At 46.2% G+C, this 20,679-nt stretch carries 26 protein-coding genes and 2 pseudogenes; all 28 read right to left on the bottom strand.

The window, feature by feature from the left end:
• Nucleotides 1-40: 40 nt before the first annotated feature.
• The 28 genes and pseudogenes from ABR397_RS09935 to ABR397_RS09800 all read right to left on the bottom strand — a co-directional run bounded on the left by ABR397_RS09935 (nt 41) and on the right by ABR397_RS09800 (nt 20,675).
• On the bottom strand, nt 41-454 hold the full coding sequence (locus tag ABR397_RS09935) for a hypothetical protein (protein WP_350305610.1): 414 nt from the start codon (nt 452-454) through the stop codon (nt 41-43).
• Entirely contained in the window at nt 451-897 is a 447-nt protein-coding gene (locus ABR397_RS09930) for a GPW/gp25 family protein (protein ID WP_350305609.1), read from the bottom strand. Before ABR397_RS09930 ends, ABR397_RS09935 begins: the two co-directional genes overlap by 4 nt.
• Nucleotides 898-909: 12 nt before the next feature.
• Nucleotides 910-2,511 (bottom strand): phage baseplate assembly protein V, encoded by a 1,602-nt coding sequence (locus ABR397_RS09925; protein WP_350305608.1) that lies wholly within the window; start codon nt 2,509-2,511, stop codon nt 910-912.
• Nucleotides 2,508-3,191 (bottom strand): CIS tube protein, encoded by a 684-nt coding sequence (locus ABR397_RS09920; protein WP_350305607.1) that lies wholly within the window; start codon nt 3,189-3,191, stop codon nt 2,508-2,510. Before ABR397_RS09920 ends, ABR397_RS09925 begins: the two co-directional genes overlap by 4 nt.
• Nucleotides 3,178-3,357 carry a DUF5908 family protein gene (locus tag ABR397_RS09915; protein WP_350305606.1) on the bottom strand — a complete coding sequence of 60 codons (180 nt, stop codon included), beginning with the start codon at nt 3,355-3,357 and terminating at the stop codon, nt 3,178-3,180. Before ABR397_RS09915 ends, ABR397_RS09920 begins: the two co-directional genes overlap by 14 nt.
• The gene (locus ABR397_RS09910) at nt 3,354-3,812 is read right to left on the bottom strand and encodes a phage tail protein (RefSeq protein WP_350305605.1); all 459 of its coding nucleotides are present in this window, start codon (nt 3,810-3,812) and stop codon (nt 3,354-3,356) included. The genes ABR397_RS09915 and ABR397_RS09910 overlap by 4 nt, the downstream gene beginning before the upstream one ends.
• Before the next feature lie 18 nt (nt 3,813-3,830).
• Nucleotides 3,831-5,039: a phage tail sheath C-terminal domain-containing protein gene (locus tag ABR397_RS09905; RefSeq protein WP_350305604.1), complete on the bottom strand. Its 1,209-nt coding sequence runs from the start codon at nt 5,037-5,039 to the stop codon at nt 3,831-3,833.
• Between the two features lie 54 nt (nt 5,040-5,093).
• Nucleotides 5,094-6,488, bottom strand: a complete 1,395-nt coding sequence (locus ABR397_RS09900; RefSeq protein WP_350305603.1) for a phage tail sheath family protein — start codon at nt 6,486-6,488, stop codon at nt 5,094-5,096.
• Between the two features lie 11 nt (nt 6,489-6,499).
• Nucleotides 6,500-7,600 (bottom strand): phage tail sheath family protein, encoded by a 1,101-nt coding sequence (locus tag ABR397_RS09895; protein ID WP_350305602.1) that lies wholly within the window; start codon nt 7,598-7,600, stop codon nt 6,500-6,502.
• 62 nt (nt 7,601-7,662) lie between these two features.
• Nucleotides 7,663-8,112 carry a phage tail protein gene (locus tag ABR397_RS09890; protein ID WP_350305601.1) on the bottom strand — a complete coding sequence of 150 codons (450 nt, stop codon included), beginning with the start codon at nt 8,110-8,112 and terminating at the stop codon, nt 7,663-7,665.
• Nucleotides 8,113-8,628: 516 nt separating this feature from the next.
• A pseudogene (locus tag ABR397_RS09885) lies at nt 8,629-9,012 on the bottom strand (ISNCY family transposase); the annotation flags it as partial.
• Nucleotides 9,013-9,153: 141 nt separating this feature from the next.
• Nucleotides 9,154-9,435, bottom strand: a pseudogene (locus ABR397_RS09880) (recombinase family protein); the annotation flags it as partial.
• A gap of 29 nt (nt 9,436-9,464) precedes the next feature.
• Nucleotides 9,465-10,091: a tail fiber assembly protein gene (locus ABR397_RS09875; protein ID WP_350305600.1), complete on the bottom strand. Its 627-nt coding sequence runs from the start codon at nt 10,089-10,091 to the stop codon at nt 9,465-9,467.
• The gene (locus tag ABR397_RS09870) at nt 10,091-11,614 is read right to left on the bottom strand and encodes a phage tail protein (protein WP_350305599.1); all 1,524 of its coding nucleotides are present in this window, start codon (nt 11,612-11,614) and stop codon (nt 10,091-10,093) included. The genes ABR397_RS09875 and ABR397_RS09870 overlap by 1 nt, the downstream gene beginning before the upstream one ends.
• Nucleotides 11,615-11,624: 10 nt before the next feature.
• Nucleotides 11,625-12,281: a DUF2612 domain-containing protein gene (locus tag ABR397_RS09865; RefSeq protein WP_350305598.1), complete on the bottom strand. Its 657-nt coding sequence runs from the start codon at nt 12,279-12,281 to the stop codon at nt 11,625-11,627.
• 2 nt (nt 12,282-12,283) lie between these two features.
• Entirely contained in the window at nt 12,284-13,468 is a 1,185-nt protein-coding gene (locus ABR397_RS09860; protein WP_350305597.1) for a baseplate J/gp47 family protein, read from the bottom strand.
• On the bottom strand, nt 13,468-13,821 hold the full coding sequence (locus tag ABR397_RS09855; RefSeq protein ID WP_149616217.1) for a hypothetical protein: 354 nt from the start codon (nt 13,819-13,821) through the stop codon (nt 13,468-13,470). Before ABR397_RS09855 ends, ABR397_RS09860 begins: the two co-directional genes overlap by 1 nt.
• Nucleotides 13,818-14,576 carry a phage baseplate assembly protein V gene (locus ABR397_RS09850; protein ID WP_350305596.1) on the bottom strand — a complete coding sequence of 253 codons (759 nt, stop codon included), beginning with the start codon at nt 14,574-14,576 and terminating at the stop codon, nt 13,818-13,820. The genes ABR397_RS09855 and ABR397_RS09850 overlap by 4 nt, the downstream gene beginning before the upstream one ends.
• A 34-nt stretch (nt 14,577-14,610) precedes the next feature.
• The gene (locus ABR397_RS09845) at nt 14,611-14,844 is read right to left on the bottom strand and encodes a hypothetical protein (RefSeq protein ID WP_350305595.1); all 234 of its coding nucleotides are present in this window, start codon (nt 14,842-14,844) and stop codon (nt 14,611-14,613) included.
• An 80-nt stretch (nt 14,845-14,924) separates the two neighbouring features.
• Complete coding sequence (locus ABR397_RS09840) at nt 14,925-15,416, bottom strand: hypothetical protein (RefSeq protein WP_350305594.1); 492 nt, start codon at nt 15,414-15,416, stop codon at nt 14,925-14,927.
• Nucleotides 15,416-15,856, bottom strand: a complete 441-nt coding sequence (locus ABR397_RS09835) for a hypothetical protein (protein WP_350305593.1) — start codon at nt 15,854-15,856, stop codon at nt 15,416-15,418. The genes ABR397_RS09840 and ABR397_RS09835 overlap by 1 nt, the downstream gene beginning before the upstream one ends.
• A gap of 26 nt (nt 15,857-15,882) precedes the next feature.
• Nucleotides 15,883-16,176 carry a superinfection immunity protein gene (locus tag ABR397_RS09830; protein WP_350305592.1) on the bottom strand — a complete coding sequence of 98 codons (294 nt, stop codon included), beginning with the start codon at nt 16,174-16,176 and terminating at the stop codon, nt 15,883-15,885.
• Between the two features lie 13 nt (nt 16,177-16,189).
• On the bottom strand, nt 16,190-16,531 hold the full coding sequence (locus ABR397_RS09825; RefSeq protein WP_228939986.1) for a hypothetical protein: 342 nt from the start codon (nt 16,529-16,531) through the stop codon (nt 16,190-16,192).
• Between the two features lie 2 nt (nt 16,532-16,533).
• A complete protein-coding gene (locus tag ABR397_RS09820; protein WP_350305591.1) occupies nt 16,534-17,595 on the bottom strand; it encodes a baseplate hub protein in 1,062 nt (353 codons plus the stop codon).
• A 9-nt stretch (nt 17,596-17,604) separates the two neighbouring features.
• Nucleotides 17,605-17,910 carry a phage baseplate plug family protein gene (locus ABR397_RS09815; RefSeq protein WP_350305590.1) on the bottom strand — a complete coding sequence of 102 codons (306 nt, stop codon included), beginning with the start codon at nt 17,908-17,910 and terminating at the stop codon, nt 17,605-17,607.
• Nucleotides 17,910-18,521, bottom strand: coding sequence for a phage baseplate protein (locus tag ABR397_RS09810; RefSeq protein WP_350305589.1), 612 nt, complete (start codon nt 18,519-18,521; stop codon nt 17,910-17,912). The genes ABR397_RS09815 and ABR397_RS09810 overlap by 1 nt, the downstream gene beginning before the upstream one ends.
• Nucleotides 18,521-20,533, bottom strand: coding sequence for a lytic transglycosylase catalytic (locus ABR397_RS09805; protein WP_350305588.1), 2,013 nt, complete (start codon nt 20,531-20,533; stop codon nt 18,521-18,523). The genes ABR397_RS09810 and ABR397_RS09805 overlap by 1 nt, the downstream gene beginning before the upstream one ends.
• Entirely contained in the window at nt 20,523-20,675 is a 153-nt protein-coding gene (locus tag ABR397_RS09800; protein WP_350305620.1) for a DUF6889 family protein, read from the bottom strand. The genes ABR397_RS09805 and ABR397_RS09800 overlap by 11 nt, the downstream gene beginning before the upstream one ends.
• Nucleotides 20,676-20,679 lie beyond the last annotated feature (4 nt).

The following is a 20,679-nucleotide window of genomic DNA, read 5'->3' as shown; positions in this document are numbered from 1 at the left end:
GAGAGCGTTGTTATTTAAAAATAAGATTGAAGGGAATTATTTACCCGGCACTGACAATATATTGACTGGCAATAAAACGGCCTTTGCCCATACTTGGCGTTGTGATATCCGGGCCTGATGGATTAGTCGCCGGTTGTGACGGGGTAAAACGGGCGATAAATTGCTGGCCGATAATAATAACCGTGGCAGGGCTGCGGCAAAAGTTCGCCTGCTGGCTGGCATCCAACTGAGTAATGGTGACCATTCCCATGCCGGGTACCGGGTGGCTGGGGGTAATATATTGCGCCTGGAGTTGGACCTTTTTTTCATCGCCGACAATCGCGATCTTTTTGCCCTGAATTTGAGCATGTCCGCTGCCCCGGATGGTTGCCGGTCCCAGAATAGTGACCTGCCGGTTGCCGAATAGCGGTTCGAACAGCAAATTGTCGCCATCAACGACTAGTTGTTTACTCATAGGTTCACCCGTAACTGGCCCTCGCTAACTTCAAGGATACCTTCAAGTTGCTGGCTGATTTCGCTGCCTCTCAGGGCGTAAGTGACCTGAATATGCAAGGTATTAGGCAAATCTATTCTCTGGTTCACTTGAATCTCGGTAATATTTGCGCGCGGTTCATAGCGCAGTACCCGCTCTTCAATCCGGGTTTGAATCTCTGCCATCAATTCGTCACTGATATTGGCAAACAGATAATCATTCAGGCCACAGCCGTAATTTTCACGCATAATCCGTTCGCCGGGTTCGGTGAGAAAAAGGATTTTCATATTCTGGCGAACATTCTCTGCGCCTTCCGCGATGGTGACGCCGGTGGGCATTTCAGGATGAGAATCATCTTTTATCGAAAACTGTGGCGGAAATGCCCAGCCTCGGCCATAAATATCGGCTAATATTTTGTCTGTCATCGTATTGCCTTATTATTGTGTTAAGTTAATTTTCGCACCTTTAATATCGACCCCGGATTTTCCCGTGGCTGACAGGGATTTTTCCGCCTGTAGGTTAATTTCCTGGGCATTAATCATGAGATTCTGAGTGGAATTAAGCGTGATATCTTTATCCTGTTGCAGCGATAACGTATTTTTTCCGCTATTGAGTGTGAGCGTTTTATCTTTATGGTCGAAGATTAATTCCTGTTGGTTATCTCCTTGTTTGATGACCAGAGTTTTCGTTTGATTTTTTTCACTGGGTTCTATCGGCGCTTTATTTTTCGGGTTGTGCATGGAGCCTAATATCACCGGGAAACGGGGATCGCATTCAAAGAAGCCGATAATGACCTCATCCCCCGGTTCAGGGTAGAAGCAGAATCCGCTTTCGTGGCTGGCATAAGGTTTACCTAAGCGGGCAAAAAGTACACCGTTGGTTAAGCTTAAGGCGGGGATCCTGACCGGAATACGTCCCAACGATTGGTTATCTTTTTGGTATTTTTCCACGATACCCACATGCAGCTCTTTAACCGGCGGTACAACCTGCTCGGTTTCCGGCAACAGGCCCAGGGTTAGCCGGGTGCGCCAGCCTTGTCGCTGATTAATGGTCTGAATCACGCCGGTGATAATCCCCTGACCATCCATCCCTTGACCAAAGCCGCTTAATGCCAGGATATGGCCCGGTTGATAACGATCACTGCCCTCAACTTCAAAATTGCCGGAGACGTTATGATTTCGCCGGTTATTCAGGATGCCTTGAGCAAGATGTTTGGCTTGTCCGTTATCCAGCGGATAACTGAAAACCCATTGCCACTCCTGACCGGTCAGTGGTTGCAGATTATCTGCGGTGAGTTGACCATGGCCAAGGCCACTGCTTTTTGCCTGATTTGCCTGCGATAATTTTTGTTGGCTGATATCCCAGGATTGAACACTCACTGTTTTCGGGCTGCGCTGGTTATCCCATTGCAGATTGGCCTCAAATAGCACCACATCCTGAGCGTTGGCTCGCGGGTGGATCCTATGCACGGTTGACTGATTCAGCGATTCAGGAGTGACCAGCGTCACGGCGTCATTGCCGGGCAGCAGCCAGGTATTGGCGGCAACCAGTCGGTTTTTTAGGAAGGTCCAGTCATTACAGCGGAACTGCACCATTTGCTCATGCACCGTTTTGAGCTGAGGCGCTTGTTTTATCGTTACCGGTACACCTGTTTGGCTGAATAGCTTTCTGATAATTGCTTCATCACTCTGTTTGCTGAAGAGTTGTGAGTGGAAGTTATGAGTTAATTTTTGCAACGGATGTTTGGCTGTCAGAGTGATGATGCTGTCCTGACCTTTAAGCCCAAGCGTTTGTCGAACGATGATCCCCTTAAACAACACGGTTTTTTGCATCTGCACGATAAGTTCATGATTCGGGCGGCAACTTGCCAGTTCAGCCTGAGCTTTAGCGTCAAAAATATGGCTGGCATCACCGGCGATCCCCAGAGTGATGTTAACCGCAGGAATGCCATTGATATGATGGCTGACTGTCAGGCTGATAACAGTAAGTTGATTGAGCGCTTTGCCGCCTATCTTGATGGTTATTGCAGGTATTTTCATACATCCCCCTTGGCTTGCAGCGTTTGTCCGGGGGTGAAATCGTCAAGATTATCCAGCCCGTTTTGCCAGGCCAGAGAGAGATAATCAATACCGCCTGCCAGAGAAGCGCCAGCGCCTAAGGCGATCAACGGCAGAGAGAGCATATCGGTTACGCTGACCGCAGTGACCGGCGGTGATTTTAATTGCTGCTCGGTGGCCTGAATAACGAAGCTTTCGTCCGCCACCAGAGATAACGTGGCGCTGGCCCGCAGTGGGGTGGCGTCCCGGTCAAACAGGGTGTAATCAATGCTGAGGCCGCTGGCCCGGCCAGCAAAATAGCCTTTATTTTCCCAGCGCATTTTGCCCCATTTGATTTTTAGAAAGTGGGGCGCTTTGGTGCTGGCATCCACCGCACACAGGGCTTTCAACGTCGCCAGTTGTTTTTCTACCGGCGTATTGTTGCCGGGCATCGTGGCATCAAACAGCAGGATTAACGACAGGCCAGCGGGTTGAGATAACACATAACGGCTGCTCTGGCTGGCGCTGTTAACGCTTTCATCCTGGTGATAGCGGGTTTGATAATCAAGCTGGATGGCATCGGGGTTGTACATCGCCTGTAAACTGCCCACGGCGGTTTTCCCTTCCCGGTCTTTGAAGGCGGTGAGGGTAAGTTTGGACAGATTGCGTTCAATTAAGCTCATAATGGCCTCCTGTTTCACGTAATGCGTCCAGTACTTCCCGTTTCACTATCTCAATCAGACGGGCGTTATCCAACGTTTCCTGAACTAATGACCGTGGAGAGGCAGGGTTATTCGTTGCATCGGTGACTTTGGCCTGAATAATCAGTTCTTTAATTTCGACAGTCATACTTTCACTCCTAACCAGCGCATATCCTGATAACGTAATTCCAGGGAGTTCACCAAAACGGTGTTGCTATTGGCATCAAAGTCGCTGGTGGACCAGCGAACCGGCAGGGCGTTACTTAACGTCCAGCTTGCCACGGGGATGGAATTTTCATTCAGCAGCATAATGACGACATCGGCATAAACCGCTTTTTCACCGCGCAGGACGCGATCAAACACCAAAGTGAGTGGCGTCACGGTCATCACACCGCGCTCCAGCACCAGACTGCCGTGCTGGATCTTCTCAGCCAGCCAGATATTTCTGGCATTTTCCCCGCCCTGGCTGTGTTGGCTGGTTTGTAGCTCACGGCTGAGGCCCGATATACGCTGGAAGGCGATATCGAGTGGGCTGGGGATATTATTAAAAAGAAAACTGGCGATAAAACGGTGTGACACCGACGGGGTGTATAAATTGTTCATATTTTTCCCCTGCTTGATTTAACGGGTGATTCCGGAACGGGTATCAAATGTCAGGCTCAGTTCGATAAACTCCGCTGGAATTAATACTGATAGCCTGATTTTCATGATCATTTTCCCGGCTCGCAGATCGGCTTCGCTCATTGATTCATCAATGCCTAGTAATATTTCAAATGCTTGATCTTCCTGTGTGCCTCGCAGTCCGCCTTTTAACCATAACTGACGCAGCCAGTTATAAGCCTGACCTTTAAACTTCATCCAGGTGATAGCGTTATTGGGTTCAAAAACAAAAGCGCGGCCCAGTTGGGTCATATGGGCTTCGATATAGGAAACCAGACGGCGGGTTTGAATATAGCGCCAGGGAGAGCCGGGTGTGTTGTCCAAGGTGCGGCATCCCCAGATTTTAATCCCTTTGCCGGGGAAGCTGCGAACCAGATTCAACGAAGTGCCATTGGGATTAAAGAGCGCATCGGCTTCAATATAAGCGCGCATCGGACTGATCACTTTGGCTAACGCGACATTAGCGGGTGCATTCCAGACGGCCATTTGATTATCGTTACGCTGGATGACGGCAGCAACCGCCGCAGTAGGTGAAAGCACGACAGTATTTTGCGCGTAATCCAGATAGGCGCTGTTTAACCTAGGCCAGTATACGGCGCCCCATTGTCGATCACTTGAAGAAAACTGCGTTAAACATTTCCCGGCCAATCCAGGATTATCCGGGGCATCCAGCAACCCCATCATGCCGCGTCGGCTCTTGCAAAGATCGAGTACCGATTGCCAGGACTCCAGCCAGAATTGAATTTTGTCGTGTTGAACGATGTTTGAATCAGGATCATCCATCTGATTAAGGTAGACAAGATCAGGGACGACAATCAGCGTGATTGCACTCTCTGCGGTAATCGCTTGTTTAACCCAACCCTGTTGCAATGTGGTGGTCAACGATTGAAAATCGTTTAGTGGTTTATCTGTTCCCAGCGGTAATACATAGGCTTGCTGACCACCATTTTCAAAGAAGTGACGCACTGAATAGTACATCAATCCCGATCCCTCAAATGACAAGGTAAAATCGGCCAGGCTGGTAAGCTTGACGGCGATTTTATCGCTGACATGGCTATTTTTGGCCGGTTGGGTATAACCAATAAAAACCGGTACACCGATAAATGCATTATCCTGTTTCTGAGATATCAGGTTCTCCGTTACTGTGACGCCGGGCTGTTTTATGACCATTATCGTCTCCTCAACGACTGAATAGACGCGGTGTTTAACCGCGTCTCAGTACGGTTACTGTGCTACATTTTGCGAAAATTGCAGGATAATAAACTCCGCCGGACGTACCGCCGCCATCCCCACTTTGACGATCATTTTCCCTTGTTTAATGTCAGTGTCGGACATGGTGATACCCTGACCAATCTGAACAAAATAGGCTTCTTGCGGGTTATTACCGGCCAGCGCGCCTTGTTGCCAGAGTTGATGGAGATAGTTGTCAATGGCTGACCGAACGCGTTCCCAAGTAGGCTGGCTATTGGGTTCAAAGACAGCAAATCGCATTGCCTGCTTGATATCCCGTTCTGCGCTATTAAATAAACGCCGAACCGGAATGTAGCGCCAGTTGTCATCATCTTGCAGGGTACGCGTACCCCAGACGACAAAACCTTTGTTGGTGAAATAGCGGATAGCATTGATACCTTTTTGGTTCATGGTACCTTGCTCATCTTCAGTGAGCCGTTCGGCTACATCACTAATGCCGTTGAGAACAACATTCGCCGGCGCTTTCCAGACGCCACGGCTGGCATCAGTGGCGCTATACACGCCCGCCATGATTGCGCTGGCAGGAATAATGTTGCTTATGCTCTGTATTGCATCAACAGCCTGTTGATAGACATCTGGATTCTTCTCTTTGAGTTGCGCCAGATTTTTAACTTCGTTTGATGCCGCATCCTCGTAACCTGAAACTGCGATCAAACTATCTTCTGCTTGAATAAGTTGTGAGACTTTAACTGCTGGATAATAGGTTGCGGTTTGTGATGGCTCGCTAACATTGAGCGCGGTTGTTTTATCTTGGTTGTCGGCGATAAGAAAATATCCGGCCTTGAGTAAAGGGGCCAGGTTGCCATATATCGTACTCTGATAAGAAGTATCCTGTTCAGGGCAGACGATTAAGGTAATTTCTAAAGCTTGCTCAATTAACTCAGGGATTAATGCCAACGTGTTGCTATCGCTGGTATCAGCAATTGGCAGGATATAACAAGGACCGCCGCTATTTTGGAAATAAAGTTTTAAAGCGTTACTGCTTGTGGTGTAGGTACCGACATTGACCTCGTAACTGTAGACAGGGTCTTTATCGTCTGCATTGGGAGTCGTGGCTTTTGCTGCGGCGACCACTTCTGTGTTTGTATCGTTCTTGACTTCTGCATTGCCTTCGGTTGTTTCAGGTTCTACCGGTTCTTCAGTTGATTTGGTTGATTTAATGGCTACTGACGTAACACAACTCACATTAAACAGATGAGTAAAATCCAGCCAGCTACTAATGCGAGTCACTTGTGGGGGAGTGTTGGTTTTTTTGGGTGAGAAACGACCAATAAAAACGGGTATAGCGGTGTTTCCATGACTGACAGAAAGCGCCAGTGAGGCATCTTCTTCAATATAGACGCCAGGATAAGTTGGTGTTGTTGGCATATTGCCTCCAATTATTGAGCGATATTCTGAGTGAACTGCAAGATAATAAATTCGGCTGGGCGAACAGCGGCCAGACCCACTTTGACGATCATTTTGCCCTGCTTGATATCATCATCGGTCATGGTGACGCCTTTGCCGATTTGAACAAAGTAAGCCTGTTCGGCTTTATTGCCCATCAAGCCGCCTTGCTGCCAGAGGCCATAGAGATAGTTATCGATAGCTCGTTGCACGGCTTTCCAGGTGGGTTGGCTGTTGGGCTCAAAGACCGCGAAGTTCATGGCGTTTTTAATATCCCGCTCTGCGCTGTTAAACAGACGGCGAACCGGGATATAACGCCAGTTATCTGTGTCCTCAAGGGTTCTGGCTCCCCAGACCAGCGTGCCGCTTTTAGGAAAGGTACGGATCATATTCAGCGCCTTACCCTGGTTATATTGTGCTTGCAGATCATCGGTTACCGGGTATTTAGGTTGCAATCCTCCTTGAATCGCCACATTAGCTGGTGCTTGCCAGACTCCCCGGCTGTTATCGACACTGGCATAAATACCGGCCATCACTGCGCTGGGTGGAATATCAACCGGGGCTTTCTTCTCTCCCCATTCAGCGGTCAGGTAAGGGTAATAAACTGCGCCATAAGGAGTAGGGGAATAAGACTCGAGGAGTTCGTCTGGTTTTTGAACCGAAGTTATTTGATCTTTTGGACCATCAAAAATGGTGAATAATCCTTTGCCTGGTTTACACAGTTTTCCCGTCACCTCATTGATATTTTCTCCGGCGGCAACCAGTAATGTGACATCGTCGAGTTTTGGAACTTGTTTTTCTAAATCTGTGGTTTTGACCAGATAGCAATATCCGCCACCGTTGATAAAATAAGCGCGCAGTGAGATATCAAGCGTATTAGCAGGATCAAATTGTCCATCTTTTAGTGTCAGATATTCCAGCCAGCTATTAATTCGGGTAGAAGCATCATTTGGTAAAAATGAATTTTTATCTTTATCGCCGTCGGCAGCAACGGCAACAGCAAAAACAGGCACGGCTGTCGCACCGGAGCGGACAGAGAGTGACGGTGAAGCATCTTCTTCAATATAGACGCCGGGATATGAATATGTTGGCATGTCGCCTCCAATTATTGTGCAATATTTTGCGTAAACAGCTTTATAAAGTGGGCCTTAAAGACTTAAGACGCTTGAATAGTGACTCGATCGGCTGTCAGGCTAATTTCCTGAACGGCAACTTCATTGCTGGCGGCATCAAAAGCAGGGGAGGTTAAAGAGGTTGGGAAAGTATTTGCCACGTTCCAGGTCATTAAAGTTTCAGTACCGGCTTCGTTAGTCAGGCTGATTGAAATATCTTTTTTCTCAACCTGATTAAGCTGGATGGAATTAAGCCAGTCGAACAGTTTCGTATCACCGGAGAAGATACCTTTACGCAGCGTAATATTGATCGCCTGACGTTGACCCGGCATCTTATAGTAATTACCGGTGCCATCCTTATATTCGATGACATCATAATTAATATCGAGCCCTGAAACGCTATTAAAAGGGATTTTTTCATCACCGATTGAGACAACAAACCGATAAACAGGAATCGGATAGTCAACAGCGATTTGTTCTGGAGTAGTAGCCATAATTTTTTCCTTGATTAGTTATTTACGTTTAGAAGATAAGAAAAGCGCTATCGCCTTGTTTTTGCTGGCATTGAGCTATGGGTATAGCTACCGCAGCAACCTTATTTATGTGGGTTATCATTCATAATGATAAATTTTTGATAAATGATTATTTTAGTAATCATTAATAATGCAAAATGATTATAATCAATGAATCTTTAAGGGGAATATTAATTAATGAATGGTGATTGTTATTAATTGATATGGCAGAGGTTAACCATTTTAGGTATTGACACGGTTTTATTTGGTTTTGGGGCTAGGGAAATTATGAATGGATAATTATTTTCTATTTTATCGATTAATTGATGATAAAAAAATCGATAGATAAGTATGATTATACAAATCGTTATAGGAGCAGTAAGCTTGGGGATTCGCTCCCTTGCCGTCGCGATGCATCTTGAAATCCATAGGGTATAAATAAGAACAAAAATGCCGATTTTGAATATCGGCATTTTGCTATATAAAGAGAAGATTAATTTAATGCTTTAACGCTTCAATTTTATCCCGGCTCAGTCCGGTACTGGTGACAATAATATCCAGGCTGACGCCATGCCGTAACAAGGCTCGAGCCGTTTCCACTTTACCTTCCACTTTACCTTCCTCTCGGCCTAGTTCAATACCTTCCTCTCGGCCTTGCTCAATACCTCGCTCAAGCCCTTTTTGTTCAAGCTGTTCTGCAATAGTCATCAACATCGTTTCATGCTCCGGAGATTGTTCAATCAGTTGATGGACAAAGTGTGAGAGATCCAGCGTATGCCCATTCAGTAAAATATAGCTTAACACCACATTGCGCTGTTCGGTTGTATTATACCCCGCATTCAAGAGTTCCACCAATTGGGGGATCCATTCCAGCATGTCCCTGCGACAAATAATTAATAAATTAAAATATTAATATAAAACAATTTGTTAAATAGACTTATATCAATCAAAAAACAAATCATGCACACGTTTATGTACAAACGATAAAAGCACCCCATACAAGGTATAGCAATGGGTTTTATACTATTCAACCGGCAAATACTTATACACAGTAGAAAGAGAGGCATTGTAAATTAACGCCAATTCTTTCCTGCTATGGCCATTGGCTAGCAGTCTTTTTGCTTGTTTTCTGTCTTCAGCTGACAGTGACACTGGTCTGCCACCAATCCTTCCCTGAGCACGAGCGGCTACTAATCCCGCATTTGTCCTTTCAACTATCAGTTCACGTTCCATTTCAGCCAGAGCGCTCATCACATGAAAGAAGAACCGGCCCATAGCGGTACTTGTATCGATACTATCAGTGAGGCATATAAGCCGGTCACCCGGCTTTCAATTTACTTCGGCACTTCAGGCCACTCAACATCAGGCGCTTGGTTCACATCTACACGAGTGAGTAACACACGATACTTTTTCCATTCGAGCAGTGCTTCTTTATCTGCATCGGTAGCGACTTCTAAGTCAACCGAGTCCTGTAGCAATGAGAGTGTATTATTTGCTTGTTGTAATAGTGCTGCCTGCTGTTGTTTTGCTTCATTGATTTGATGAGACTTGAGTAAGTCTTTATCAACTACCCACTCTTTACCATTCCACTTATCAAAGTCGGTGGGCGGCTTCTTAAACGTGAGCGTGTCGGGTAGCTCACCGATCCCCGTTATCTCACGTTTTTGACGAGTTTGTGTATCGTAAGCTGTCTTTCCCCGGTAGTCTGGGAGGATTTCCCAGCGGCTTTTATCTTCACTGCGGCAAACAGCCTTGTCATCAGATTTCGGCAGCTCTGGCGCATCGGAATAAGCTCCTGCCGATAAGCTGACACCGAGCATCACATATTCAATATTAGAGATCGTGAATTCTCTCGTTATCTGATTCGAGTGATAAACCTTTATCCAGCCTGCCTGAATTGCCAAACCATCTTTACCCAATACGGCTGTTTCATGTTCTAAAGAGTATTTCTGTTCTGTCATTATGCTGCTCTCACTATATAGTTAAATGCGATGTTGCGGGGGCGGGTTTCTCTCTGATTTTCATATTCTTGGATGATAGTATGAAAACTGCCGTTATTTGTTCCCGTCGCTGCTGAAAACCCCGTATCTCGACGTGTACCATTGTTCCAGTTGTTGTCCCAATAACCCTTAATCGCCGATACCGGCGCTTGCCCTTCTTGATAAGACAAAATCCCGCGACCACTATCCACACCACGCCCATCATCCCACCCCCGAATAAACTCACCACGCAAATCGGGCAGTGTTCCTGATGGGTATGCTGCCGCCAATTGCGGATATAGGGATTTATTAAATGCCTGGCCGTTGCACGTCAGGTAACCTGATGGGGGATTTGGTTGCGGCCACGGGATGGGGGAGCCTACAGGGATGTTGATATTATCGAGTGTTGCTAACGTGCCGTCTTTCGCTGGTGTTAATAAGGTATATCTGCGATTGCCGTTTTCATTATTAGCGTATATTGTCAAATAATCGCCGCCGGTTCCTTCAATACCGATAAAATGCTTGTTTGCTGCTCTGAATTCGATATTCGGATAATTCGAGGCGTTATTGATTCTTAATGTGCCTGTTTGAGCGCTTAATGTACTCGAAATCGGTAAAGCCCCCACATCTTCAGCAGAGGGCTTGTTTTTTGTTGTATAGATACTGGCCCAATCTTCCTCGAACCCGTAACTATCACGAGCAGAGCGATAAGATATTCCTCTGTTTCTGTAATCCACTCTTAACTGAAATGCTGGGCAACTTCCAACTCCGTTATAGAAGTGAGCAACAAGCTGGCTGTCTCCCGGACGCTGCAAATCATATAACCCTGTATCCACGTTCCAAGGGACTTGATTATTAACAGAATATGTCCCTGTTAATCCGAGTTTAAACGCCCCCACATCCCCTGCACTCAAACTGATATCCCCGACCAGAGATTTTCCGTTAATTCTCCTGCCACTTGGCACCGCATTATTCGCCCTCTCCACCGTTTCCGCTAAACCGAGGTTTTTTATAAACGCATTTTTATCAGGAATATCTGCGCCGTTCTGGGATTTAGCGAGCTTAGTGTTTGCGTTGTTGTTTGCATTTGTTGCGTTAGTGTTTGCAGCGCTCGCTAAGTCATAAGCATATTTTACGGCTCGTGGAGTCGCAGCAAGTCTTTCGCTTGTGCTATCAGTTGCATTACTTAACTGTATTATGCCTTTCTCTGTAAGTGAGGCGTCGCGTACTTCTGGTAACGCATTTTTAATTGCTAATGCCATGTTACTTTTCAGTGCATCGATATTCCCATTATCCAGAACATCATTACCCGATTCTTTTGCGATAAAATCAGCAAGAATATGGGTAATAATAGATGACTGACGCCATGCTTTATTTAGCTCGCGGGACTTGGCAACACCGGCGCTAAATCCGTTAACTCTTGCCGCTAATGCTGCATACTCTTCATTTGATAATACATTAGCACCTTCAGCCATTCCGAAGGTTAAAAATTCATTCTTCGCCATTGTTTTACTCTTAATTTAATAGAATGGGCCAACCGCCAGTGTCAAATCCGGCAATATATTTACTGTCTGAATCGAAACCAAAAATAACCCCCTGATTTTCCGAGTTGGTATAATTATTAACTCTGACCGCACCCGGCTTAATATTTAAATAGCCTTGCTGAATTACCGCTTTGACAACTTCGGGCACGACTCCCCCAGTAACATAAACATCCATGCTCATATCTTGGTTATCAACGAAGAATATTAACACTGACTCGTCAGGAATAACGCCCTGATAAATTTCGGCCAACATTTCATTTGTACCGTCCCAGTGATTGGCTCTTATTTTAGAACGTAATATTGTTCGGTAAGTTTCATCGTCTAATTCAGTAAAACCGGAATCAGAGTCATATTGCCGTTTCCAGCTCCCTTCATCTAATCCAACTCCTTCCGTATCAAACGCAAAATACACCCCGACAATCGGCGTTTTAACATAACGGGATATGCCAATCCATTCCCCAACAGCATCTAATTGAATCCCAACAGCTTCATCAATAGAAAATTGACTGTTCAGGAGCTGTGCGGCGTTAATAATGTCAGATAGTGGCCGGGTAATGAAATCGATATGGGTAACAAATTTATTTGCAGTTCTGTGCTGAGGGGTGATAAGGGATAAATAATCTCTCATTTTCACCTCGCTATCAATTTGATGTGTTCCGGTTTACAGGTAACCGCTTCATCAAATGTCACAATTAAATTGCTCGGTGATACGTCATCTTCGGACCTGCCGATTTGTATTTCAAAAATATCATAAGTTAAGCCCTCTTCATCGCGTAAATTAGCGGGAGAAAATAAACGACTCAAATAAACATTATCACCAATTAACTGAGCATCGATATAACTCGCTATTGCAGACCGAATTCTATCACCCACCAGTGTTGTATATCCCTCGAATGCAGTCAAAGTTATTTCAACGAAGACAGGAACATCTTTCGGGCGTGAGAAATGAATCGGGTGAAGAATGCCATAGCTATCCGCAACTTTTATCTCAGTATCGCCAAACGTGCCTGCTCCCGGTCCTTTTTTCGTTTCGATAGTTTGAGCGATTAATTTAGCGTCACCCCCATCGACTATCATTGCTATAGAATGAGGCGGAATGCCGTTGTTGTCCGTCACGTTTGTGTCGTTCTCAAACCCACGCCGACGAACAACACCGGGTATCAGGCTAATGGCGCCTTGGATCCCGTCTAGCACGGTTCTTGATGGCAGCGCTACAGATTTCCGTTGCCGTTCTCTCAATGCCGTATCCGACTCAATCGGCTGGCCGGACGTAGTGGCTGAAGGATTTGTAACACTTTGCCAGCCCTGCGTTGGGGTGCCAATGATGGAAACATCTCCAACTAACGCGGTGACATTGCCTTTCGTTTGACACGTCGCAGTAGTGATAACAAAGCCGTGTATCCCAATAGCTACACTTGCGGGAAGGCTCCAGCTATAGCCGTTAATGTCACGAACAATGCCATTTTTCACAACCGCGCCAACGGTACCGATTAGCTTCACGTCTACTGTTGAGTATGTGGATTTGTGCCGGGTTATCCCGTTTATCCTGACATTGTTAGCTAGCGCTGCACCAGTCGCCGATGCAGGACTAAACGAGTTATAAGCCGCGATAACGGCATTATTAGCATCGTGAATAGCCAGCGCATAAATTGCCAGCATCTGGCCATCTTTGCTATCAGGTTCCAAATAAGCATCAGCACCGTATATCTGACGAGTAAACTCAGTGACTTTACTCAAAATGGTTTGGTAATCAGGCGCACTGATGCCGCTCGCAGTCACTGAGGCCGCAAGCCCTAACGTATCTAGATTTAACATTATGCCTCGCTTGTTACCGTGATTTGGCCGTATAAGGTATCGATAGTGGCGGTGAAGGTGAGGCGGCGTGTCGTACCATCGTTACGGGTATCAAATGAAAGGATCGACTTAACACCTTTAGTTTTTAATATTCGGTCACGAACGGCAAGGATATAAACATCAGATCGCTGTTTTCCAAGCACGGACTGTACGTAAGGGGTACCCTCTTTCATATCCAGAAACCAATCCCCGCGCCATAGCGCCAGCCGGGTTTTGACTGCCAGTGCAACGGCTTCGGGCGAATTCGTCAGAAACGTATTATCCCCTTGTCCGAAACTGTAATCCCCGTTCTCGTCTTCACGTCGATATCTCACTGAGGGCCTCCCGTCTTGCTACCGCCTGATTGCACGCCACTATGAACATGGTTTTTAAGGCTTATTCCACCTGCTGTCACATCGTTACTCACGGTGACTGGGCCTTGCATGGTTGCGGAGCCGCCACCAGCGCCCATGCCTTGTGATAAGTTACCGTTAATGGTGACGTTGCCATTCAGGACGATTTCAGGTGAAGTGATTTCGGTACCGCCATTGGCAGTAGCAATGAGTTTTGCCGGTGTGATAACCGTGACATTATGACTATTGGGATCAAGTTCAATATACGCTGCACCATCATCTGTTCTCAGTTGCACGGTGTGAGTGCTAATGCCTGTTATTTTTCGCTGCTGAGACTGCGGGCCGATAATAGCAAAGGCATCAGATAAGCTGTGCTGTCGGTCATCTGCCGGTTCCTGTACGCCGCCAGATTGCCACCAGAAATCGATACAACGGTCAGCAAATATGACCAGACATTCATCACCGGCTCTTATCGGGAAGGTTAACGTCACGCCACCTCCCCTTGGGAATATAACCGGCACGTCCACTAATAGCGGTAAGGATACCGAGGTAGTTTTCCCCTCAGAATCCGCGATACCGCTTTTAATGGCAGGCTGAACAACACACGTGACCGCATCCGCATTAAACGATTGAATAATGCCGGGTATCGCTACTCTGAGCTGAGAAGAAAGAGAATGGTTTATGGCTTTCAATGTTTCGGATAAATCGCCGGTTCTGGATTCGGTTGATACGGGCATGGGGAAACTCCATAAAAAAACCTGCCGAAGCAGGTTATGAATTCATTTCTTCATAAAACTGATCATCAATGTAACCACCCCAAAATTCCACTCCGTCTTTTTTTATAAAAATGCAATCTTCCCCGCAAGGATGACGCGCATCAATACGTATCGCGTTCCTGGAGACTTTATGCTTTTTCATTAAATAGGAAACTTCGGTTGGGAAATTATTTGAGGCATCACAACTGATATAATCAGTACCAATCTGTCTTATTTCTTGCTTTGTCAACTTAACCAATGGGTGACCTCGCAATAAAAAAAACCGCAGTTAAGCGGCTTAATTGTTAGATGGCGAATAGATTTAAATGGTTATTTTCTAACGTAGAGATTAAGTAAAAACATGATGACGGGCATCGCTATTGAAAATAGTAATATGGTCAAAAACCATACCTTAAGATCACCAATTTTCTTCTCTAAGCCGCCAATTTTTGTATCTACTTTTGAAATTTTCAGATCCACTTGTTCTTCGGTTGGCCTTTTTGAAATCTTACTATCCAGTTCTGTTACTTGCTCAGAGCTTGCTTTCTTCTCTACGGATGAAGAAAGGTTATCTATCTTTTGTAATATTAAAGCAACGTCGGTCTTCATTGTACCAACATCACTGGTGACTGTTTTCAGGTCAGACTTCATATCGCTCATAGTCGTTTTGATATGCTCAACATCTGACTCAAGCCGCGCCACACGAGCTTCTAACATATCTCCACCTCCACCGTTTCCGCCACTATGACTCACAGTATCAGGCAAAAGTTCATTGCTTTCAATAGTGGCTTTTTTAGTAGGAAATGCAAAAATCTCTGCCATTACTCACCTTCTACTTTAGACGACGTAACAATAAAGTAACTTTCATTCACATCTATAATTTTGCTATCGTCAATTTCACCAGATAACAGAGTGGCAACAATTTTATAAACACCTTCACCAGGTAGAACAACTCTCTTTAATACCATTGATGAAACTTCTATGTGTTGCTTTTCAGCGGTGGAAACAGACACGTGAGCCATTTTTCGGCTTTCATCGCCTTCATCTTGTGCTTCAATAACCGATTCATCACCAAAAAATATATCAACTTCCATGTAATATGGCTTGCTTTTTATAAGAAAAACACCAACGGTTATTTCTATGCTTTCCACAGAAGGAAGATCATTCTTGTGCATCCACAATTCAGGAGCATGCACTTTAAAAGCAGGTGTTCCTTCCCTGATAAGTACCGGATAAACGAATGATACTTTCTCTAACGTCATGTTATTCTCCATTTTTGATACACACGTTAAATATCCCTCTGGCAGTGCTTGCATATTTTGGCTTTTTTCTTCACCAATTCAGCACAATACGGACAATCTCTCAGCGAATCTTCATTTTCGGCTATCAATGAGTCTATTTCCTGTTTTGTTAACGCCCAAGCCACGCAACCTAACCACCCGATAATAGTCCATCCTACTATGATGTTCACAAAAGCGATAAAGTAAACATGTTTATGCATCCTGCGCGATGCAACATAGGTTGGCGCAAAATATATAAACAAAAAAGTTATTGCCAGAGCAAGGTTTACAAAACCATCCATAACTCAGCCGCCTTTAATCCGCCACTTTCTTACAAGGAAACGAGCCAATAATTTTAGGTGCGTCCATCGCGTTTTGTAATAGTTGAACATTCAACCATCTCTTGGAGCTGCCGTTAGGATGAACATACTGAAAGCCGTACATGTTGCCGTTCCGTGCTGGCATGAGGCCCATATCAACTTTCATCCCGTTTTCACCAAGCATTTTTACTTTTTGGGATGTGACAGTCTCGCCATTAATTTGAAACATGGAATCAGGTATTAGATCTAACTTGAAATTCCCACACTGCATAGATACTGTTGAAGCATTGCAAGCTAACGAAGTAGAAGCAATCAACAACATAAACGGCCATTTCATTATCACGCACCTCTCTGAATAGCTGAACTTGATAGCAAATCCGCAGCCCCACGCGCTTCACACATCATTTCCTGATACCACGCATTGCCGCGAGTATCACCAGTATACATAATGCCCCGGACGATATATACACCGTCAGTAGCTATGCTTGCTGGAGGATTAGACACGCCGCTGACGTGAAGGTTCCCGTTATCGTTTTCATCCGTCAGCCGCCCGCCTGACATCTGGATGTCAGAATTAGGCAGGGACGTTCTGTATACCGAGCCTTCATCTAATTTAATCAGACCGTTGACTTTGATATTAGGATTGATCAGGCACTTCACATTAACACCCGCCCCAATTGTCTGTTGCGGCATGCCAATCAACCCGGTCCGGCTGTTCAGAACAATAGCATCGTGTACATACATCTCATCCGAAACCATCTCGCGTTTACCGTCCACGAATTGCCATCTTGCTTTACATTGTCCTGCGATATTATCCATCACATCCCGTGACATACCAAAAAGTACCTTTCCGCGAGGGAATACGGTAGTCGGCATCGCCGGCGTATGCCCCTCAGTAATCCCATAAGGGGCGAACGTGCGCATCGTTAATTCGTTGATATCGGCAACAGTATAACCCGCCGCCACAGTTTGATTGATAGTCGCGTAAGCAAACGCCTCCTGGCCGTCACAGGCCTGAATTTGGGTATAGGTATCAGTCGGGTTGTCACGGCCAGTCAACGTAAACCGGATATCTCCGCTAAAGATCTCCCCGTAATTTTGGCCGTCACGCTGTCCCGTTGTACCCGGTTCCACAGGCCGGGCTTTGCCGACTTCGCTCTCAGGAACGGTGGGTGTTATTCCGTCATAGCCCACGATAATTTTTATCTTCGAGAACTCGCTGCCAAGAATACGATTACTGGTGTCTTTTGACAGATTGTAAATTTTTAACGTCGCCACTCGCGGGAAACTAATCGTGAACCACTCAATATTAAATATGACTCTAAAATCCGATAAAACGATCCCTTTGCCCTGATCGTCTAACAGCATTAACTCGAAATGACGTAACCAATTCTGACTCATATTTTTACCTTATTGTTGTACAAAATAAAGATGGCTGGATAACCCAAGATTTGTGCTTGTCGGGTATTCAGCGCTGTCGGCATCACTGGCAATAACTAGCATCCCCTCTATGCCAAGATAAGGATATTGTTCCAACAGATTAATACCGGGTATGAGCGGTGCGCCCACCAGCAAATCTGCACCCGCATTATTTTGAATATCCATCACCCAACCCGCTATGTCCCGGTAAATCAGACGCATTTTCACATTCTGATCACCGAGTTTAATTGCAAACATTTGATTGCTTGCAGTCAGTGGAATTTCGGAGACTTGCATCAGCCACCCCCTACATAACTTTTAAACGCACCAATAAAAGCGCCTTTTGTTTGTGACAAAATAGATTCGTTAACCGGTTTCTGTGCTTTGGTACCTGAGTTCTCCACGGCAGATGTGCTCACCCCGGTCTTCATTGATTCCTTTTCTGCCACTTGTACAACCTGTGTAGATGAAATAATCACTTCACGTAATGTCAGCGTACATAACAGCACGTTCTCACTATGCCGGTCGGTGGTGACTTCAATTGCTTTGATCAGCATGTTCTCGTAAGTGCGCTTGCCAGTGATGACTTTAAAGGGTTCTCGCAACTCCTGAAGATCAAGGATTTTCTGATAGGTCTCTTTCGGGCTTAAGCCCATACTCAAGCCAATCTTGGATGTATCAACAAAATCGAGAAGCGAACCCCCACCCGCGAAACCCAGTTCCATCGTGATTTCAGAGGGTTTTTTGTAGGCATGGTCGCTGACAGCCGCCCCGATTTCGACCGGGTGCTCAGTGATTTCAAGTGCGTCTGTGTGCTTTTCAGCGATAACGACACTCGGCACAAGCAACATACTTTCAGTGCCAAACGACCGGGTTTGTTGTTGAAAAATCGCTGATAAGATATCCATTAGCTCACCTGCTTTTGAAGTTGTATCAGACGGGCATTCACGCCATTTTGCTTATTGGCAATCTCATTCGCCGTGGCTTTTGCATCGGTTGCCCCGTGCACGGTAATGTTGGTCGTTTGCTGAACGCCGCCACTGCCTGCTATTGCGGCTTTACCCATCAGTTCGCTGTTGTACGGGTTGCGACCATTTTCACGATGTATGATGCCGTTCATCATCGCTGTCAGGGTTTGCGGGTCCTGTAAATTTAACCGCGCATTCGGATCAACGCCGAGCCACTTTGCAAGAAAAGCAATGTAGTCTTCGGTGTCATTTTCCTCAGGGGGCGCATATTTCGTGATAATGTCACGGACTGTGGTGAGACCACGTTTTGCGTATAACGTTAACTGTCGTGAGAGCGCACGCAAGCCGTCAAACGCCGTTTCAAATCGGGCAAACCGTCCCTCCCCATTTTCCCTTGTCGCGCCTCGTTGTCCCGCAAAATTCAAGTTGCCGGGGTTGTTGTTACGTAGTCCCCTTTCACTATATTCCGGCGCAGGGGGTGGGGTTGGCGCACCGGGCATGCCGGGAATATCTGCTGTAACCGGGTTGGGCAAACCGCCCTGGTGCTTATTGGCCCAGTCATTATCGATACCTAACCACTTGCCAAAATCCCCGATCCCGCGTTTTATCTGACGAGTATTGTAGTCCCACGATGATTCGGCACTTTGTTTGATATTGTCCCAGTCACTGTATAAGTATCCACCATACGCCACCAGCCCCAAGAGTGGAGCAAGACGAGCCAGTAAGGGGGTTAATGCCGCAGACACTTTCGCGAATCCCGCGAGCATCTTTACGGCCCATGTTGTAGCAACGGCTGCACCGAGAATTAAGAACGCATTTTTCCAGCCGCCGACCGCATCAACACCTTTTTTAATCCACTTCCCGATGGTTTCAAACGCATTCACGGCACGGTTGATATCTTTTTCCCACTTGCTCCAGTCAATTAAGCTTTTGCCGCCTTCTTTCCATGTTTTGTAGTCGTCATAAAGCAGGAGAAGCGCCCCGATTAATACCGTGATCATGCCAATGGGTGACATCAGGAACGCGCTGTTCAGAAGACGCCATGCAACAACAATGGCCCCAAACATGGCAATCAGCATCTTGCTGCTTTCATCAAGCCGCTTCCACCAATCTATAACATCTCCAATACCTTGAACGACGCGGTAAACCATTCGGCTGAAGACCTCAGCGAACCATAGAATACCTTTAATGATCTTAGTGAGTGTCGCTTCAATTTTTGGGAAGTTATCCAGTATCTTCTGACGTAACGAGTCGAAGGAACTCGCTAAACCACCCGCCAAATTGGCGCCAATCTTATCCCGAAGAATACCCAGTAGTGCGTTAAAGCCATGTAATGCGGTAGTGAATTTATTCGCCTGTTTCGCGGCTTTATCCGCATTGAACCCGGTTTTCTGCAACATCATTTGATAGTCAGCAGTAAACCCAGCTAACCCGCGCCGCATCGCCATCAGCGTATTTTCATCGATACCGAGCATTTGGGCATACTGATTGGCACGATAATATGGCATGTTACTAAGCCGCTGGCCGACTCCCGCCAGTATGCTCGCAGCATCCCGCATCTGACCGGATGAGTCGCGAGTCTGAACACCAAGCCGATTAAGCCACCCTTCCGCACCGGGATTGTTGCGCATAAACCGCGCCATGTTTTCCAGTGCGCTCTGTGCGGCTTCAGCGTTTCCGCCCATCTGTTGTACGGCATAGCTCAATGCTTTTATGCCGGCGACGGTTGCCCCGGTACGCTCTGATTGCCAGTAAAGCTTATCCAATCCACTGGCAATTTTGGTCGTAAAACCGATAATGGTGAGTGCGGCCCCTTCGACCGCAGTACCCAGCTTAAGCACATTAGCAGTAACACCCTTCACTACGGCTTCAAATTTCCCCCGGCCTTTTTCGTCTACATCAAAACCCAGGCTGATGAGGAAATCTTTAATTGTGTCAACATTACCGCTCATTCGCATCTCTCCAGCGTGCTATACGGGCCTCGTTATCGGCTTTTAAATCTAACCAGTCATTCATGCGGGCGATATCCGCCAGGTCAACAGCGCCGCTTAAGAGATCGGGATATTGGATATAGCCGGCGTCAACGGGGCGCATCAGA

It is taken from the genome of Photorhabdus viridis (assembly GCF_040256935.1).
In the GTDB taxonomy this organism is placed as follows: domain Bacteria; phylum Pseudomonadota; class Gammaproteobacteria; order Enterobacterales; family Enterobacteriaceae; genus Photorhabdus; species Photorhabdus viridis.
The sequence above is the reverse complement of the archived record's forward strand: the minus strand, read 5'-3'. Positions and strand labels throughout refer to the sequence as shown.